Source organism: Actinomadura sp. NAK00032, from assembly GCF_013364275.1.
Lineage (GTDB): Bacteria > Actinomycetota > Actinomycetes > Streptosporangiales > Streptosporangiaceae > Spirillospora.
In genome coordinates this window covers 5,605,652-5,621,748 of record NZ_CP054932.1, presented here as the reverse complement: position 1 = coordinate 5,621,748, position 16,097 = coordinate 5,605,652, and the positions used below count along the sequence as shown (strand labels likewise).

At 72.2% G+C, this 16,097-nt stretch carries 14 protein-coding genes and 1 tRNA gene; 11 read left to right on the top strand and 4 right to left on the bottom strand.

Annotated features, from left to right (window positions below; translation table 11 throughout):
- The first annotated feature begins 72 nt into the window (after window positions 1-72).
- Genes HUT06_RS26260 through HUT06_RS26235 form a run of 6 tightly spaced genes read left to right on the top strand, consistent with a single transcriptional unit; the run spans window position 73 to window position 8,280 of the window.
- Window positions 73-1,485: an extracellular solute-binding protein gene (locus HUT06_RS26260; RefSeq protein ID WP_254715388.1), complete on the top strand. Its 1,413-nt coding sequence runs from the start codon at window positions 73-75 to the stop codon at window positions 1,483-1,485.
- On the top strand, window positions 1,457-2,428 hold the full coding sequence (locus HUT06_RS26255) for a carbohydrate ABC transporter permease (RefSeq protein WP_176198151.1): 972 nt from the start codon (window positions 1,457-1,459) through the stop codon (window positions 2,426-2,428). Before HUT06_RS26260 ends, HUT06_RS26255 begins: the two co-directional genes overlap by 29 nt.
- A complete protein-coding gene (locus HUT06_RS26250; protein ID WP_176198150.1) occupies window positions 2,425-3,252 on the top strand; it encodes a carbohydrate ABC transporter permease in 828 nt (275 codons plus the stop codon). The genes HUT06_RS26255 and HUT06_RS26250 overlap by 4 nt, the downstream gene beginning before the upstream one ends.
- Window positions 3,252-4,361, top strand: a complete 1,110-nt coding sequence (locus tag HUT06_RS26245) for an ABC transporter ATP-binding protein (protein ID WP_176198149.1) — start codon at window positions 3,252-3,254, stop codon at window positions 4,359-4,361. Before HUT06_RS26250 ends, HUT06_RS26245 begins: the two co-directional genes overlap by 1 nt.
- Window positions 4,358-5,560 (top strand): CehA/McbA family metallohydrolase, encoded by a 1,203-nt coding sequence (locus HUT06_RS26240; RefSeq protein WP_176198148.1) that lies wholly within the window; start codon window positions 4,358-4,360, stop codon window positions 5,558-5,560. Before HUT06_RS26245 ends, HUT06_RS26240 begins: the two co-directional genes overlap by 4 nt.
- Window positions 5,551-8,280, top strand: a complete 2,730-nt coding sequence (locus HUT06_RS26235; RefSeq protein ID WP_176198147.1) for an alpha-mannosidase — start codon at window positions 5,551-5,553, stop codon at window positions 8,278-8,280. Before HUT06_RS26240 ends, HUT06_RS26235 begins: the two co-directional genes overlap by 10 nt.
- Here the strand turns inward: HUT06_RS26235 and ppgK are convergent.
- Window positions 8,277-9,212 carry a polyphosphate--glucose phosphotransferase gene (ppgK, locus tag HUT06_RS26230; protein WP_176198146.1) on the bottom strand — a complete coding sequence of 312 codons (936 nt, stop codon included), beginning with the start codon at window positions 9,210-9,212 and terminating at the stop codon, window positions 8,277-8,279. The two genes, HUT06_RS26235 and ppgK, sit on opposite strands and share 4 nt — an antisense overlap.
- Window positions 9,213-9,240: 28 nt before the next feature.
- A complete protein-coding gene (locus HUT06_RS26225; RefSeq protein ID WP_176198145.1) occupies window positions 9,241-9,561 on the bottom strand; it encodes a multidrug efflux SMR transporter in 321 nt (106 codons plus the stop codon).
- A gap of 120 nt (window positions 9,562-9,681) precedes the next feature.
- On the opposite strand from HUT06_RS26225, the gene HUT06_RS26220 reads away from it, so the two are divergent.
- Together HUT06_RS26220 and sthA are read left to right on the top strand one after the other, a co-directional pair.
- Window positions 9,682-10,290: a TetR/AcrR family transcriptional regulator gene (locus tag HUT06_RS26220; protein WP_176198144.1), complete on the top strand. Its 609-nt coding sequence runs from the start codon at window positions 9,682-9,684 to the stop codon at window positions 10,288-10,290.
- 70 nt (window positions 10,291-10,360) lie between these two features.
- Window positions 10,361-11,764, top strand: a complete 1,404-nt coding sequence (gene sthA, locus HUT06_RS26215; RefSeq protein ID WP_176198143.1) for a Si-specific NAD(P)(+) transhydrogenase — start codon at window positions 10,361-10,363, stop codon at window positions 11,762-11,764.
- On the opposite strand, the gene HUT06_RS26210 is transcribed toward sthA, so the two are convergent.
- The gene (locus HUT06_RS26210; protein ID WP_131944314.1) at window positions 11,761-12,174 is read right to left on the bottom strand and encodes an SsgA family sporulation/cell division regulator; all 414 of its coding nucleotides are present in this window, start codon (window positions 12,172-12,174) and stop codon (window positions 11,761-11,763) included. The genes sthA and HUT06_RS26210 overlap by 4 nt on opposite strands.
- 273 nt (window positions 12,175-12,447) lie before the next feature.
- On the opposite strand from HUT06_RS26210, the gene HUT06_RS26205 reads away from it, so the two are divergent.
- From HUT06_RS26205 to HUT06_RS26195, 3 genes are all read left to right on the top strand, one after another.
- Window positions 12,448-12,855 carry a TIGR02611 family protein gene (locus HUT06_RS26205; protein WP_176198142.1) on the top strand — a complete coding sequence of 136 codons (408 nt, stop codon included), beginning with the start codon at window positions 12,448-12,450 and terminating at the stop codon, window positions 12,853-12,855.
- Between the two features lie 26 nt (window positions 12,856-12,881).
- Window positions 12,882-13,916 (top strand): ABC transporter permease, encoded by a 1,035-nt coding sequence (locus HUT06_RS26200; protein ID WP_176198141.1) that lies wholly within the window; start codon window positions 12,882-12,884, stop codon window positions 13,914-13,916.
- Window positions 13,907-13,978, top strand: a tRNA-Val gene (locus HUT06_RS26195). The genes HUT06_RS26200 and HUT06_RS26195 overlap by 10 nt, the downstream gene beginning before the upstream one ends.
- A 146-nt stretch (window positions 13,979-14,124) precedes the next feature.
- Here HUT06_RS26195 and HUT06_RS26190 read toward each other — a convergent pair.
- Window positions 14,125-15,366 carry an IS256 family transposase gene (locus HUT06_RS26190; protein WP_176194839.1) on the bottom strand — a complete coding sequence of 414 codons (1,242 nt, stop codon included), beginning with the start codon at window positions 15,364-15,366 and terminating at the stop codon, window positions 14,125-14,127.
- Between the last annotated feature and the right edge of the window lie 731 nt (window positions 15,367-16,097).

Sequence of the window (16,097 nt, the reverse complement as noted above, 5' to 3'; positions counted from 1 at the left end):
AAGTGGCCGCCGGGGTCTTTACGTGATCGGATTCTTCGTTCACGTTCGAGGTGACGCTTGTAGGAGGTCACCGTGGACTTCTCCAGGAGGCGGATCGGCGCGGCGGCCGCGCTCGCCATGGCGGGCGCGCTGCTCGCCGGGTGCGGCGGCGGCGGATCCTCGACGGATCCCGACCGGGGCAAGGGCGCCAAGAGCTTCTCCCTGACGATCACCCGGAACGCCATCGAGGGCGGCAAGAACACCGAAGAGGCCGAGTGGATCACCACGAAGGTGATCCCGGCGTTCGTCGCGGCGCAGAAGGCCGAGGGCGTCACCGCGAAGGTGACGTTCCGCGGCCAGGGCGTGGACGACGAGGCGTACAAGACGAAGCTGGCGCTGGACCTGAAGTCCCGCTCCGGTGCCGACATCATGGACGTCGACGGCATCTGGGTCGGCGAGTTCGCCCAGGCCGGCTACATCAAGCCGCTCACGGACGTGGTGGGCGCCCCCGCCGACGCCTGGGACGGCTGGACGAAGATCCCCGGCTCGGTCCAGAAGCTGGCGACGTTCGAGGGGAAGCGCTACGGCGTCCCGCCCGCGACCGACGGCCGCGTCCTGTTCTTCAACAAGAAGCTGTTCGCGCGGGCGGGCCTTCCGGCCGACTGGCAGCCCAAGACCTGGCCGGACATCATCGCGGCGGCGCGCGCGCTGAAGAAGCTCCCCGGCGTGACCCCCGTCCAGCTGAACGCGGGCACCGCGATGGGCGAGGCCACCACGATGCAGGGTTTCCTGCCGCTGCTGGCCGGTGCGGGCGCCGAGATCTACGCGGACGGCAAGTGGACGGGCGGCGGCCCCGCCGTCCAGCAGGTCCTCGGCCTGTACGCGCAGATCTACGGCGGTGAGGGCCTCGGCGACCCCAAGCTCCAGCAGGAGGCGAAGGGGCGCGACAAGTCGTTCGAGGAGTTCGCCGCGGGCAAGATCGGCATCCTGGCGGAGGGCGACTACTTCTGGCGCGACGTCATCAACCCGAGGACGGGCGTGGCGAAGATGCCGAGCCGCGACCGGGACGTCGGCTACGCGCTGATCCCGGCCGCCGCGCCGGGCAGGGGCGTCCGCGGGCAGGACTTCGTCAGCATGTCGGGCGGCTCGGTCACCGTCCTCAACCCGAACACGAAGTACCCGCAGCAGGCGTTCGAGCTGCTGGCCTTCATGAACTCCCCGGAGATGGTCAAGGCGCGGACGGCCGGGACGCCCGAGCTGACGTCCCGGACGGACGTCAACAAGGAGATCCTCGCGGGCGACCCGTTCCTGACGTTCGTGTCGGAGAAGGTGCTGCCCGTCACGTCCTACCGTCCGGGACTCGCCGTGTACCCGCAGGTGTCGACGGCGTTGCAGGAGGCCACGGCCGCCGTCGTGTCGGGCAAGTCGCCGCGGCAGGCCGCCGCCGAGTACACGAAGAAGCTCGAAGGGGCCGTCGGTGGCGCCGCCAACGTCACCCCGCGCTGAGGCCGCGCCCCCGCGGGCAGCGTCCCCGCGGGCCGCGTCCTTCGGGGAGGACGCGGCCGGGCTCGGCCGGGCCCGTGCGGCCGCCTTCACCGCGCCGGCGCTCATCCTCGTCGCGGTGTTCCTGGTGTTCCCGGCGCTCTGGACGCTCTACCTCGGCACGACCGACTACCGGCTCACCGGCATCGCGGCGAGCGACCCCCGGTTCGTCGGCGCGGACAACTACCGCGACGTGCTCGGCGACGGGGAGTTCCACCGGTCGCTGTGGCTGACGCTGCAGTTCGTGGTCGGATCGGCGGTCGTCGGGCAGACGCTCCTGGGGTTCGCGATCGCGTGGGTCATGCGCGACCGGTCCGGCCCGGTGCGGCGGCTCGTCGAGGGCCTCGTCCTGCTCGCGTGGATCCTGCCGTCGTCGGTGATCGCGTTCCTGTGGATCGCGCTGCTCGACCGCGACGGCGGCACCCTGAACGCGCTGCTCGGCACGCCCGGCACGGCCTGGCTGCTCGACCACCCGATGGCCTGCGTCGTGGTGTTCAACGTCTGGCGCGGCACCGCGTTCTCGATGATGCTCTACGGCGCCGCGCTGGGGAACGTTCCACCGTCCCACCTGGAGACGGCCCGGCTCGCCGGCGCGTCCACCTGGCAGACGCTGCGGGACGCGGTGCTCCCGCGCATCCGCGGGCACGTGCTGACGAGCCTGCTGCTGGTCAGCCTGTGGACCTTCAACGACTTCACCCCGTTCCTGATCACCGCCGGCGGCCCGGACGGCCGCTCGGAGATCATGTCGGTGTACGTGTACCGGACGGCGCTCGGCGACGGCCGGCTCGGCTTCGGCGCCGCCATCTCGCTGCTGATGATCCTGATCAACCTGGTGATCGCGCTGGTCTACCTGCGCGTCCTGCGGAGCCGGCGGGCCCCCGGGAACGCGGGCGAGGCGGCGGCGTGAACGCGGCGGTCCGGGAGGCGCTGCGCCGGATCGGCCTGGCCACGTTCGTGTCGGCCGTCCTCGGGTTCTTCGCGCTGCCGCTGCTCTGGCTGGCGTTCGCGCCGTTCGACGCGAACCCGGGCATCGCGGCGTCCCCGCCCGAGTTCACGCTGCACAACTTCAAGGTCCTGATGGACAACCCGTACGCGCTGGCGTCGCTGCGCAACTCGGTGCTGCTCGCCGCCGGGACGGCCGCGCTCGTGGTGACGGCGGCGGCGCTGGCGGCGTACGCGCTGAGCCGGGTCCGGGTGCCCGGACGGGACGCGCTGCTGTACGTCCTGCTCCTGCTGTCGTCCATCATCACCGGGACGGCGGCGATGGTGCCGGTGTTCCTGCTGGCCTTCAACCTGCACCTGATCGACTCGCGGCTCGGGGTCGTGCTCGTGCTGACCGGCGGGCTGCTGCCCGCGGCGATCTTCCTGCTGAAGGACTTCACCGACGCGACGCCGGCGTCCTACGAGGAGGCCGCGCGGGTGTTCGGGGCGTCGCCGCTGCAGATCCTGCGGCACGTGGTCGTCCCGGTGATCCGGCCCGGCCTCGCCACGGTCGCGGTGTGGACGGTGGCGCAGGTGTGGGGCGACTTCCTGATGCCGTTCCTGCTGCTGCGGAACCCGGACAAGGCGCCCGCCTCGGTGATCATGTACACCTTCTACACGGAGGGCGGCCAGCCCGACCTCGCCCTGATCTCGACGTTCTCGCTGCTGTACTCCCTGCCGGTCGTCCTCATGTACCTGTTCGTGAGCCGCCGGTACGGCTTCCGCTTCCACGGAGGGATCAAGCGCTGATGGCGGCCATCACCATTCGGGAGCTGACGAAGGTCTATCCGGGCGGCGTGCGGGCCCTGGACGCGCTCGACCTCGACGTGGCGGACGGCGAGTTCTTCGCGCTGCTCGGCCCGTCCGGCTGCGGGAAGACGACGCTGCTGCGCACGGTCGCGGGCCTGGAGGCGGCGACGGGCGGGACGGTCCGGCTCGGCGGCGCCGACGTGACCCGGCTGCCGCCGGGGCGGCGCGACGTCGGCATGGTGTTCCAGGACTACGCGCTGTTCCCGCACATGACCGTCCTGGACAACATCGCCTACCCGCTGCGGATCAAGAAGCGGAGCCGGGCGGCCCGGCACGAGCGCGCCGCCGAGGCCGCCCGCTACCTCGGGCTCGGCGGGCTGGAGCCGCGCCGGCCGGGCGAGCTGTCGGGCGGCCAGCAGCAGCGGGTGGCGCTGGCCCGCGCGCTGGTCGCCGAGCCGCGGATCTTCCTGCTGGACGAGCCGCTGTCCAACCTCGACGCCCGGCTCCGGCTGGAGGCGCGGACGTTCCTGAAGCGGCTCCAGAAGGAGCTCGCCGTCACCACCGTGTTCGTCACCCACGACCAGGCCGAGGCGCTCGCGCTCGCCGACCGGATCGCCGTCATGGAGGACGGCCGGATCAGGCAGCTGGGGACGCCCGTGGAGGTGTTCCGGCGCCCCGCCAACCTGTTCGTCGCGTCGTTCATCGGCTCGACGCCCATGAACCTGCTCCCGGGGCGCGTCCGGGACGGCGCCGTGGCCGTGGCGGGCACCGAGCTGCCGGTGCCCGGGGATGTGCGCGTCGCGGACGGGGAGCCCGTCGTGTGCGGGGTACGACCCGAGTACCTGGACTACAGCACCGGCCCGGTGGACGGCGCGTTCGGCGGGCGGGTCTCGGTGGTCGAGCATCTCGGCGGAAGCTCGCTGGTGACGCTCGACGTCGCGGGGGAGCCCCTGCGCGTCGTCGTCGGCGAGGAGCGCGAACCCGAGCCGGGGGAGCGGGGCTGGGCGCTGCCGCGCCCCGGACGCGTCCTGCTGTACCGCGACGGGGAACTCGTGGCCGAAGGAGGCCGGCCGGCGGCTCCGTTGGCCAAGGACGGGGGACATGGATGACCACAGTGCACCGGGGGCGCTGGACCCTGGAGGACCGCCTGGAGCAAGGGCTCCGCGAACTGCCCTTCGACGTCCCGCCGGGCACGGCGTCGGTCACCGTGGAACTGTCCCATGAGGGCGGTGTCATCGACCTGGGCTGCCACGGGCCGGACGGGTTCCGAGGCTGGTCCGGTGGAGCGCGCGACAGGTTCACCCTCGGTCCGGACTGGGCCACGCCCGGGTACCTGCCAGGGGAGCTTGAAGCGGGCACATGGCATGTCTGGCTCGGGCTCCACCGCATACCGCCGGACGGTGTCCCCTACGAGGTCACCGTGACCCCATCGAACACGGCCCCACCGCGACCGGAGGCGACCCCGCCTCCCCGGCCGGAACGTCCACCGCGCAGGAACCTCCCTGCACCGGACGGGATGCGATGGCTCGCCGGTGACCTGCACTCCCACACCGTCCACAGCGACGGCACGCTGACCGTCGACGAGCTGGCGTGCCTGGCCGCGTCCCAGGGCCTCGACTACCTGGCGGTGACCGATCACAACACCGTCAGCCACCACGCCGAACTAGCCGCCGCCGGGGCGCGCGCGGGTGTGCTGCTCCTGCCCGGCCAGGAGGTCACCACCGACCTCGGGCACGCGAACGTGTTCGGCGACACCGGCTGGGTCGACTTCCGGCGGCCCAGCGCCGACTGGGCCGCGCACGCCGCCGCGCGCGGCGGGCTGATGTCGGTCAACCATCCGCTGAGCGGCGACTGCGCCTGGCGCCGCCCGCTCCCCGCGCCGGACCGCCCGCCGTTCGCCGAGATCTGGCACTCGTCCTGGTGGGACCGGCGCTGGGGCGCCCCGCTCGCCTGGGCCGACCTGTGGCGGCCCGGCGGCGTCGTGCCGCTCGGCGGCAGCGACTTCCACGACCCGGCGCAGCACAAGACCCTCGGCGAGCCCGTCACCTGGGTCCTGGCGGGGGAGGACGGCGACGTCCTCGGCGCGCTGAGGGCGGGGCGGACCGCCGTGTCCGCCGCGCGGGACGCGCCCGTCCTGCTGCGCGTCGAGGACGAGCTGATCGCCGCCGGCGCGGACGGCGCCGTCCTCGTCCGGCCCGACGGCGGGCGGACCGCCGTCCGCGCCGAATTCGTCCGGATACCGGCCGGGCACCCGGGCATGCACCGCCTGGAGAGCCACGAGAACGAGGTGATCGCACTGTGCGGGTAGAGGGTTCGGAGATCGTCGTCGTGCCGCACACCCACTGGGACCGGGAGTGGTACCTGCCGTTCCAGCGCTTCCGGCTGCGGCTGGTGTCGCTGCTGGACGCCGTCATCGACCGGATGGAGGCCGATCCCCGCTGGCGCTTCACGCTGGACGGGCAGATGGCGGCGGTCGACGACTACCTGGAGATCCGCCCCGAGCGGCGGGAGCGGCTCGCCGCCCTCGTCCGGGAGGGCCGGCTCGCCGTCGGGCCCTGGCAGATCCTCCACGACGAGTTCCTGTGCTCGGGGGAGAACATCGTCCGGAACCTGGAGCTCGGCATGCGCCGCGCGCAGGAGCTGGGCGCCGCGATGATGGTCGGCTACCTGCCCGACCAGTTCGGGCACTGCGCGCAGATGCCGCAGATCCTGCGGCTCGCGGGGATCGAGCACGCGTGCGTGTGGCGCGGCGTCCCCGACCGGGTCCGGACCTGCGCGTTCGCCTGGGAGGCCCCGGACGGGACGGCGATCCGCACCCAGTACCTCCCCGAGGGCGGCTACGGCAACGCCGCGTCGATGTTCGAGGAGTTCGGCGACACCGGGAGCGCCGGGGACGGCGCGTCGCTGCTGCCCGGCCGGGTCGCCGGGTTCGCGGAGGCGATGGGCCGCTGGAACCGGCACGGCGGCCCGCTGCTGGCGATGTACGGCGCCGACCACACCGCGCCCGCCGCCGACCTCGCCGACCGGATCGCGGGCGCCGGCCTCGGCATGCGGCTGGACACCCTCGCCGGCTACTTCGCGGAGCGGACGCCGTCCATCGACGGGCTGCCGCACGTGCGCGGGGAGCTGCGCTCGCACGCCCGCGCCAACATCCTGCCGGGCGTCCTGTCCGCCCGGATCCGGCTCAAGGAGCTGCTGGGCCGCGCCGAACGGCTCGTCGAGCGGTACGCCGAGCCGCTGACCGCGCTCTGGTACGCGGGCGACGCGCAGCGGTTCCTGGACCTGGCGTGGCGGCGGCTCATCGAGGCGAGCTGCCACGACTCGGTGACCGGCTGCGGCTGCGACGAGACCGCCGAGCAGGTCGCCGCGCACATGGCCGAGGCGGAGCAGCTCGGCCGCGCCGTCTGCGACCTCGTCACCGCCGAGCGGGCGGCGTCGGTCCCGCTCGGCTCGCACCTGGTGTTCAACCCGACCCCGGCGCCCCGCACCGGCCTGGTCACCCTCGACATCCCGTCCGAAGGGGAGCCGGGCCTCGTCACGGGCGACGGCCGGCCGGTGCCGGTGCAGACGCTCGCCGTCGCGCCGACCGTGCTGGACGACGCCGTCCACCCGGCCGCCGAGCTCCCCGTCCTGCTGGAGCGGGTGTACGGGCGGGTGCTGTTCGGGCAGGAGATCCGCGACTGGTCGGTGTCGCGGGACGAGCGCGTGCTCACCTTCCGCGTCACGGCCCGCGCCGGGGTCCCGTTCGACATCGGCGACGTGCGGGAGGCCCTGCGCGGCGCGGAGGGGGAGTGGCGCGTGCGGATCCTGGCCGACCCGCGGCGCACCGTCGCCGCGCTGGTCCAGGTGCCGCCGCTGGGGCTGGCGGCGGTGGGGCCGGATCCGGCCGCGCGGGCGGCGGACGGCCCGGTGACGGCCGGGCCGGACTTCCTGGACAACGGGCTGCTGCGCGCCGAGGTGCGCGCCGACGGGACGCTCGGGCTGCGCACCCCGTCCGGCGACGTCGTCGAGGGCGTCGGGCGGATCGTGGACGGCGGCGACCACGGCGACTCCTACAACTACGCGCCGCCCGCCGCCGACCGCATCGTCGGCGACCCCGTGTCGGTGGACGTGCGCCCCGCGCTGGACGGGCCGCTCGTCGCCGCGGCCGACATCGTCCGGACCTACCGGTGGCCCTGCCGCGGCGACCTGGAGGCCGGCGAGCGGTCCGCGGCCGAGGAGGACGTCACCGTCACCACCCGCGCCGAGCTGCGCGCCGGTGAGCCGTTCCTGCGGCTGCGCGTCACCTTCGACAACCGCTGCGAGGACCACCGCGTCCGGCTGCACGTGTCGCTGCCGCGCCAGGCGGACGCGTCCTACGCCGAGGGCCAGTTCGCGATCACCGAGCGCGGGCCGGCGGCGGAGGGCGGGTTCGGGGAGCGGCCCGTCCCGACGTTCCCGGCGTCCGGGTTCGTCGCCGCGGGCGGCCTCGCCGTCCTGCTGAAGCACGCCACCGAGTACGAGGTCACCGGCGGCGGACGGGAGATGGCCCTCACCCTGCTGCGCGCGGTCGGCCACCTGTCCCGGGACCGCAACGCCTACCGGGACCAGCCCGCCGGGCCGCAGCTGGCCACCCCCGGCGCGCAGTGCCGCGGCGAGCGGACGGCCGAGATGGCGGTCCTGCCGTACGGCGGGGGCCCGCCGGGGAGCGACGTGCTGCGGGCCGCCGAGGAGTACCGGCACGACCTGCTCGCCGCCGCCGGCTACGGGCCCGCCTCCGCGGCCCTCCCGCCGTCCCGCGAGGGCGTCGCGGTCACCGGCGACGGGGTCGTGACGACCTCGCTGCGCGCCCGCGACGGCTGGACCGAGACCCGGGTCGTCGCCCAGTGCGCCGAGCCCGCCACGGCCGTCCTGCGCGGGGAGTTCACCGAGGCGGTCCGCGTCGACCTGCGCGGCCGTCCCGGCATCCCGCTCGACGTGCACGACGGGACGGCCGCCCTGTCGCTGCGCCCCTGGGAGATCGCGACCGTGCGCCTCCGCACGGGCTAGCCGGTCCGGCCGGGGCGGCGGGCGGGCTCAGCGGGCGGGCTCAGCGGGCGGGCTCGGCGGGCGGGCTCGGCGGGCGGGCTCGGCGGGCGGGCTCGGCGGGCGGCTTCGGCGGTGCCGGGCTCGCGCTGCGGCCCGCCGGTCGCCCCGGCCGCCCGGACCGCGTGCGGCACGGGCTCGGCGGTCTCCGCCGGATGCGCGGCGGCCGCCGCCATCGCCGCGCCCACGATCCCCGCGTTGTTCACCAGCCGGGCCGGGACGATCTCCGCCCGCACCCCCTCGACCAGCGGCAGGAAGTGCTCGGCCTTCCGGCTCACCCCGCCGCCGACGATGATCAGCGACGGCGAGATCAGCGCCTCCAGGTGCCGCAGGTACACGCTGAGCCGCCCGGCCCACTTCGGCCAGCTGAGGCCCTCCTCGGTGCGCGCCCGCGCGGACGCGCGGAGCTCGGCGTCCCGCCCGTCGATCTGGATGTGCCCGAACTCGGTGTTCGGGACGAGGACGCCGTCGGTGAACAGCGCGCTGCCGATGCCCGTCCCGAGCGTGAGCAGGACGATGGTGCCGCGCCGGCCGCGCCCCGCGCCGAGCCGCATCTCCGCCACCCCGGCCGCGTCCGCGTCGTTGAGCAGCGTGATCTCGCACCCGGTGGCGTCCGCGAACAGGGCGGCGGCGTCCACCCCGAGCCAGTGCTTGGACACGTTCGCCGCCGACATCGCCACACCGTCGATCACGACGCCGGGATAGGTGACGCCCACCGGGCCGTCCCAGCCGAAGTGGTCGACGATCTCGGCGATGACCTTCGCGACCGGCTTCGGCCTGGCGGGCCGCGGCGTCTCGATCCGGAACCGCTCCCGCGTGAACGCGCCGGACGGATCGACCGGCGCTCCCTTGATCCCCGACCCGCCGATGTCGATCCCGAGCATCTCCCGTGCCATGCCTCCACTGTGCCCCATCCCCACCGGGCTAAGAGTTCTCGGCGAACTGGAGGCCGACCACGCCGACGACGATGAGGCCCAGGAACCCCAGGCGCGCCGGCGAGGCGCTCTCGCCGAACGCGAAGACGCCCACCAGCGCCACGCCGAGCGCGCCGAGCCCGGTGAAGACCGCGTAGGCGGTGCCCACGGGCAGGGTGCGCAGCGACAGCGACAGGATGACGACGCTCAGCAGCGCCACCACCAGGCCGATGGCGGTCGGCCACGGCTTCGTCAGGCCGTCCGACTCCTTCAGCGCCGTCGCCCACACCAGCTCCATCAGCGACGCGATCACCAGGAAGACCCAGGCCACGACACACCCCCCATATATCCGGAAAGATCTCCGCTTGAGATTAACCGGAGAATCTTCCGGATACAATGTGCCCGCTCCGGTAACCTGCCGGAGCAGGATCTCCCCGGGACGGAGGCCGACATGCGGGAACTGCCGGTGCTGGGCCGACCGCCCGCCGAGCGCGCCGACGCCGCCCGCAACCGCCGCCGCATCCTGCGCGCCGCGGCCGAGGTGCTCGCGGCCCGCGGCCCCGAGGCGGTCACCATGGACGAGGTCGCCAGGGCCGCCGGCGTCGGCGTCGGCACCGTCTACCGCCGGTTCGGCGACCGCGCCCGGCTCGTCTACGCGGTGATCGACGACCGCGAGCGCGCGTTCCAGGCCGCCTTCCTGCAAGGCCCGCCGCCCCTCGGCCCCGGAGCGTCCCCGCGCGACCGCCTGCGCGCGTTCCTGCACGCCCTCGCCGACCGCACCGAGGCGCAGGCCGACCTGCTGCTGATGGCCGAGGCCGACCCGCCCGACGCCCGCTTCCGCGACGGCTCCTACGGGCTCTACCACATGCACCTCGGCATGCTCCTCGGCCGGATCCGCCCCGGCTCCGACACCGCCTACCTCGCCGACGCGCTCCTCGCCCCCCTCGCCGCCACCCTGTTCCTCTACCAGCGGCGCACCCGCGGCATGCCGCTGGACCGCGTCAAGGCGGGCCTGGACGCGCTGGCCGCGGCCCTGACCGGCGATGAGCCCCCGTCCTGAACCGGACGGATGACGATCTGTCGCCGCAAACCCTTTATCGGGGCGCGGGCGTGCCCCCACACTGGGGGACGTGAACGACTTCGATCTGCTCGTGCTCGGATCCGGGCCCGGCGGGCAGCGCGCGGCCATCGCCGCCGCCAAGCTCGGCCGCAGGGTCGGCATCGTGGACCGCCGCGACATGATCGGCGGCGTCTGCATCAACACTGGGACGATCCCGTCCAAGACGATGCGCGAGGCCGTCCTGTACCTGACCGGCCTGAACCAGCGCGAGCTGTACGGCCAGAGCTACCGGGTCAAGGACGAGATCACCGTCGCCGACCTCGGGATGCGGACGCAGCACGTCATCGGCCGCGAGACCGACGTCGTCCGCAGCCAGCTCGCCCGCAACCGCGTCGCCGTGCTGCCCGGCATGGCCCGCTTCCTGGAGCCGCACACGATCGGCGTCGCCGGCGCCGGCGACCGCGAGCGGAAGGTCACCGCCGACCGCGTCGTGATCGCCACCGGCACCCGGCCGGCCCGCCCCGACACCGTCGACTTCGACGACCGGACGATCATCGACTCCGACGGCATCATCAACATGGACCGCATCCCGGAGACCATGGTCGTCGTCGGGGCCGGCGTCATCGGCATCGAGTACGCCTCGATGTTCGCCGCGCTCGGCACCAAGGTCACCGTCGTCGAGCGGCGCGAGCGGATGCTGGACTTCTGCGACCTGGAGATCGTCGAGGCGCTCAAGTACCACCTGCGCGACCTGGCCGTCACGTTCCGGTTCCGCGAGTCGGTCGCCTCCGTCGAGCGGATGCCGAACGGGGCGATCACCGTCCTGGAGAGCGGCAAGCGCATCCCCGCCGACACCGTCATGTACTCGGCCGGGCGGCAGGGCATGACCGGCGACCTGTGCCTGGAGGCGGCCGGCCTCGCCGCCGACCGGCGCGGCCGGATCAAGGTCGACGGCGACTACCGCACCGAGGTCCCGCACATCTACGCGGTCGGGGACGTGATCGGCTTCCCGTCCCTCGCCGCCACCTCGATGGAGCAGGGCCGCCTCGCCGCCCACCACGCGTGCGGCGAGCCCGTCTCGGACATCAACGAGACGCAGCCCATCGGGATCTACACCATCCCCGAGATCAGCTTCGTCGGCCGCACCGAGGACGCCCTGACCGAGGCCAAGATCCCCTTCGAGGTGGGCGTCTCCCGCTACCGCGAGCTGGCCCGCGGCCAGATCATCGGGGACTCCTACGGAATGCTGAAACTGCTCGTCTCACCGGAGGACCGGCGCCTGCTCGGCGTCCACGTGTTCGGCACGGGGGCCACCGAGCTCGTCCACATCGGCCAGACGGTCATGGGCTGCGGCGGCACCGTCGACTACCTGGTCAACGCGGTGTTCAACTACCCCACGCTCGCCGAGTCGTACAAGGTCGCCGCCCTGGACGCGATGAACAAGATGCGCCACATCGCCCGCCTGTCCGGTTAGGACGGCCAGAGGAGGTTCTCCAGCTCGGCGTCGATGTCGATGAACTCGCTCTCCTCGCCCGCCGGGACGGCCTGGTACGTCCGGTGCAGGAAGTCGGCGAGCGGCGACAGCGGCACCTCGAACAGCGCGTCCCCGAACGGGGACGACAGCGCGATGTTGAGCGAGCCGTCGTCGTCGGCGGGCCAGACCTCGACGTCCCCGTCCCCGACCCTGCGCACGATGCCGACCGTGAGGAGCTCCCTGGCGAAGATCCACTCCACCGGCTCGTCGTCGCCCACGTAGAAGGCCATCCGGATCGCGTACGGGTCGTCGGCCGCGTACTCGAGCCCGGCGAGCAGGGGGACGGTCGTGCGGTCGGGGACGACGAGACGAAGGCCCAGCTGTGCTGAGACGGTGGTACTGCTGTTCATGGCCATTCCCTCTTACGTCGGTCCCGCTGGCTCGCGGGGTGCTCCGGTGGTTCTCCCTCTGACGGACATCCCCGCGATCTATGACGCCTAACTGCCTGATCTCGGCCGAACATTCCGGCGCCCCACCCGATTGTGATCCATCTCACCGTAGCAAAACCTGCGTCTGACCTGCGCAAAAGCGGATCTTGCGGTGGGGCGTCAGCCCACAATCCGGGACGATCTGGACGTTCTGTGGAGTCCCCGCGGCGGCCACACCTCGCTTAAGGTAAATCCGTGGCAAGCAATGATGAAAAGGACGGCCGGCTCCACCGCTTCCGCGAACGGGTCCGGCGCAACCCGCTGCTGAACACCGCCTGGCGCGCCGGCGTCTTCGCCGTCGGCACGACCGTCCTCGTCGGCGGCCTGGTCATGATGATCACCCCGGGCCCCGGCCTCCTCGGCATCATCGTCGGACTCGCGATCCTCGCCACCGAGTTCGCCTGGGCCCAGCGCGCCCTCCACCGCGCCAAGACCGCCGCGGACCGCGCCAAGGAGAAGGCCCTCGACCCCCGCAAGCGCCGCCGCAACACCATCCTCGGCACCCTGACCGCCGTCGTCCTCGCCGCCGCCGTGGCCGCCTACCTCGGCGTCTACGGCCTCACCCTGCCCTGGAAGATCGAGGACCCCACGTTCTGGACCTGACCCGGGCGCTCACATAGCGTGACCATGTGCACTCGATCCGCGACCGCTGGGCGGACTTCCGTGCGTCCCCGTACCTCCCCGCCGCCGTCCTCCTGCTGATCCTCACCGTCGCCGCGGGCCTGTTCGCCGGCTCCTACTGCTACGCCATGGCCAACCCGGCCCCCCGCCACATCCCCGTGGCCGTAGTGGGCCAAGGCCAGTCCACCGCCTTCCTCCAGACCCTCGACGGCCACCTGGACGCCTCCCTCGCGGTCCAGAAGTACCCGTCCTACTCCGAGGCCGCAGCCGCCATCGAAGAGCAGCGCGCCTTCGCGATCATCGTCCTGAACGGCCCCCAAGCGGCCCTGGACACCGCCGCCGCCTCCGGCGCCTCCGTCGCCCGCATCCTCACCCAGGCGGCCCCCGCCGCCGGCCAGGCCGCCGGCGTCCCCGTGACCGTCCGCGACATCAAGCCCCTGCAGCCCACCGACCCGCAGGGCCTCGCCATCTTCTACATCTCCCTGGCCGCCGTGATCATCGGTTTCGTCGGCGCCATCCAGTTCAACGTGCACGCCGCGGCCCTGACCCCCGCCGCCCGCATCGCCTTCACCGCCGCCTACGCCGCCCTCGGCGGCCTCGCGATCTGCACCGTCGTCGACCACGGCCTGGGCGTCCTCCACCTCCCCTTCCGGGAGTCCTGGAGCATCTCCGCCCTCACCATGCTGACCAGCGGCATGGTCTTCACGATGTTCAACGCCCTCATCGGCCGCTGGGCCATGATCCCCACCTGGGGCCTCATGGTCCTGATCGGCAACCCGTCCTCCGGCGGCGCCGTCTCCTGGCCGCTCCTCCCGTCCCCCCTCGGCACCATCGGCCGCTGGCTCCCGCCCGGCGCCTCCGTCGACGCCCAGCACACCGCCATCTACTTCCACGACCACCAGCGCGCCCAGCCCTTCATCACCCTGGCGGCCTGGACCCTGACCTGCACGGCCATCTACCTCATCTGGCACCACCGCACTCAACGCGCGACCACCCCCCAAGATGCGCTAGAGTTTCCGACGTCGGAACACCGGGGCGATTAGCTCAGTGGGAGAGCGCTTCGTTCACACCGAAGAGGTCACTGGTTCGAACCCAGTATCGCCCACCCCTTACGACACAGGCCCTCCCGCATCTCAGCGGCAGGGCCTCAGTGATCAACTGGGAGGATTTTGGGAGATCATCTCCCTCCCACCGGTGACGTCCACTGGAGTGGTGTAAGAGTTGATCTTCGCGTGATCCTGTTTCTGCAGGTTAAGCGGTGAGTTCCTGCTGCTCGGTAGCGGGGTCGGGTGTGGTGCCGTCGATGACGCGCAGCCGGGCTTTGGCGAGGCATTCCGGGCCCATGTAGCGGCGGGCCTCGGTCCATTCGTCGGTCTGCTCCATCAGCACCGCGCCGACCAGGCGGACGATCGCGGCCCGGTCGGGGAAGATCCCGACCACGTCGGTGCGCCTGCGGATCTCCTTGTTCAGGCGCTCCTGCGGGTTGTTGGACCAGATCTGCCGCCAGAGCTGGCGCGGGAAGCCGGTGAAGGCCAGCAGATCGGGTCTGGCCTGGTCCAGGTGCTCGGCCGCGTCGGGGTGCTTGGCCTCCAGCGAGGCGACGACCCGTGCGTGCTGGGCATGGACCTCCTCGGCGGCGGGCTGGTCGAAGATGGTCCGCACCAGCGTCGCCACCCACGGCTGCGCCGACTTGGGCACCCTGGTCAGCAGGTTGCGCAGGTAATGCGTCCGGCACCGCTGCCAGCCCGCGCCCGGCAGCGTCGACCCGATCGCCTCGACCAGGCCCCGATGCGCATCGGAGATCACCATCTGGACGCCCGACAGGCCGCGCGCGACGAGCCCGCGCAGGAAGGCGAGCCAGCCGGCTCCGTCCTCGGCCGAAGTGACCTCGACCCCGAGGATCTCGCGGTGCCCGTCGGCGTTGACCCCGGTGGCCACCAGCACATGCACGTTCACGATCCGGCCGCCCTCACGGACCTTCTGAGTCAGGGCGTCCACCCACACGAACGCATACGGGCCGCTCTCCAACGGCCGGTTCCGGAACGCCGCCACCTGCGCGTCCAGCACCTTGGACATCTCCGACACCTGGCTTTTGGAGATGCCCTTGATGCCCATTTGCTCCACCAGCTTGTCCACCCTGCGCGTCGACACCCCCAGGAGATAGGAGGTGGCCACCACCGAGACCAGGGCCTGCTCGGCCCGGCGACGCCGCTCCAGCAGCCACTCGGGGAAGTAGGACCCCGACCGCAGCTTCGGGATCGCCAACTCCACGGTGCCGGCGCGGGTGTCCCAGTCCCGGACCCGGTAGCCGTTGCGGCGGTTCACCCGGTCCTCTGAGCGGGTCCCGTAGTCGGCGCCGCAGACCGCGTCCGCCTCCGCCGACATGAGGGCCTCGGCCATCGTCTTGACCATCGACCGCAACACATCGGGCTCACACACCCCGATCTGCTCGGCCAGCCACCCCGCAGGGTCCACACTGTTGTCCACGGCCATCGCGTTCCTCTCCTTCTGATCTTGGTCGATTCGAAGGATCACGCGATGGCCGTCTCACGTCACGACGCCACGCCCTCTGACCAGGTCAAACTCATACACCACCTCCGTGGACGCAACCGAGGAGTCTGACCACGGTGGCTCCCCAATTGGCTTCCCTGCAGCTCCCCTCAACCCGGGAGCTCCTGCGGACATCACCTCACCGAGCCCTGGACTCGATGAGGTGCCAGTCGTTGGATCGCGTCGAGGAGTGAACCGCTAGACAGCATCCCTGCACCCATGGGCGACCAAGTTGCTGGAGCATAGAGGCGATTCTGCCAAGTCTGCCGCTCTGGACGCTGGACGGGGGACTCAAGGAGCACTGCGCCGCCCACCTGGTCTCGGAACGGGCGACGCTCACAACACTCCATACTCCGAGGCTCAGACACGAAGTGCGCTTTTTGGAACGTGCGTGCTTAACCGCCCATCACTTGCTGACCCACAAGAAGCGATCCAACTTCAGAAGCTACTCCAGCGCATCGTGCATCGGCGTTGCGCTTTAGGCCAGTCTGGGGGGCTATGTCAGGCTGATCTTGGAGTTCTGGGTCATCGGATTAGAAGTCCGAAGTCGGCGCTATCGGTCCATTGCTCCAAGGGGCGAACTCTATCACTCCGTCCCATTGTGCGCGGTTGTGAGTGGTCTGCAATGCCGCTCTATGTCGCCTGCGGCCGACGCGTTCCGTGACATGCGAGCA

What these genes read in the sequence shown, in the direction of transcription:
- HUT06_RS26245 (WP_176198149.1), top strand. Translation starts at nt 3,252, where the DNA reads ATGGCGGCCATCACCATTCGGGAGCTGACGAAGGTCTATCCGGGCGGC.
- HUT06_RS26240 (WP_176198148.1), top strand. Translation starts at nt 4,358, where the DNA reads ATGACCACAGTGCACCGGGGGCGCTGGACCCTGGAGGACCGCCTGGAG.
- ppgK (WP_176198146.1), bottom strand. Translation starts at nt 9,212, where the DNA reads ATGGCACGGGAGATGCTCGGGATCGACATCGGCGGGTCGGGGATCAAG.
- HUT06_RS26220 (WP_176198144.1), top strand. Translation starts at nt 9,682, where the DNA reads ATGCGGGAACTGCCGGTGCTGGGCCGACCGCCCGCCGAGCGCGCCGAC.
- HUT06_RS26210 (WP_131944314.1), bottom strand. Translation starts at nt 12,174, where the DNA reads ATGAACAGCAGTACCACCGTCTCAGCACAGCTGGGCCTTCGTCTCGTC.
- HUT06_RS26190 (WP_176194839.1), bottom strand. Translation starts at nt 15,366, where the DNA reads ATGGCCGTGGACAACAGTGTGGACCCTGCGGGGTGGCTGGCCGAGCAG.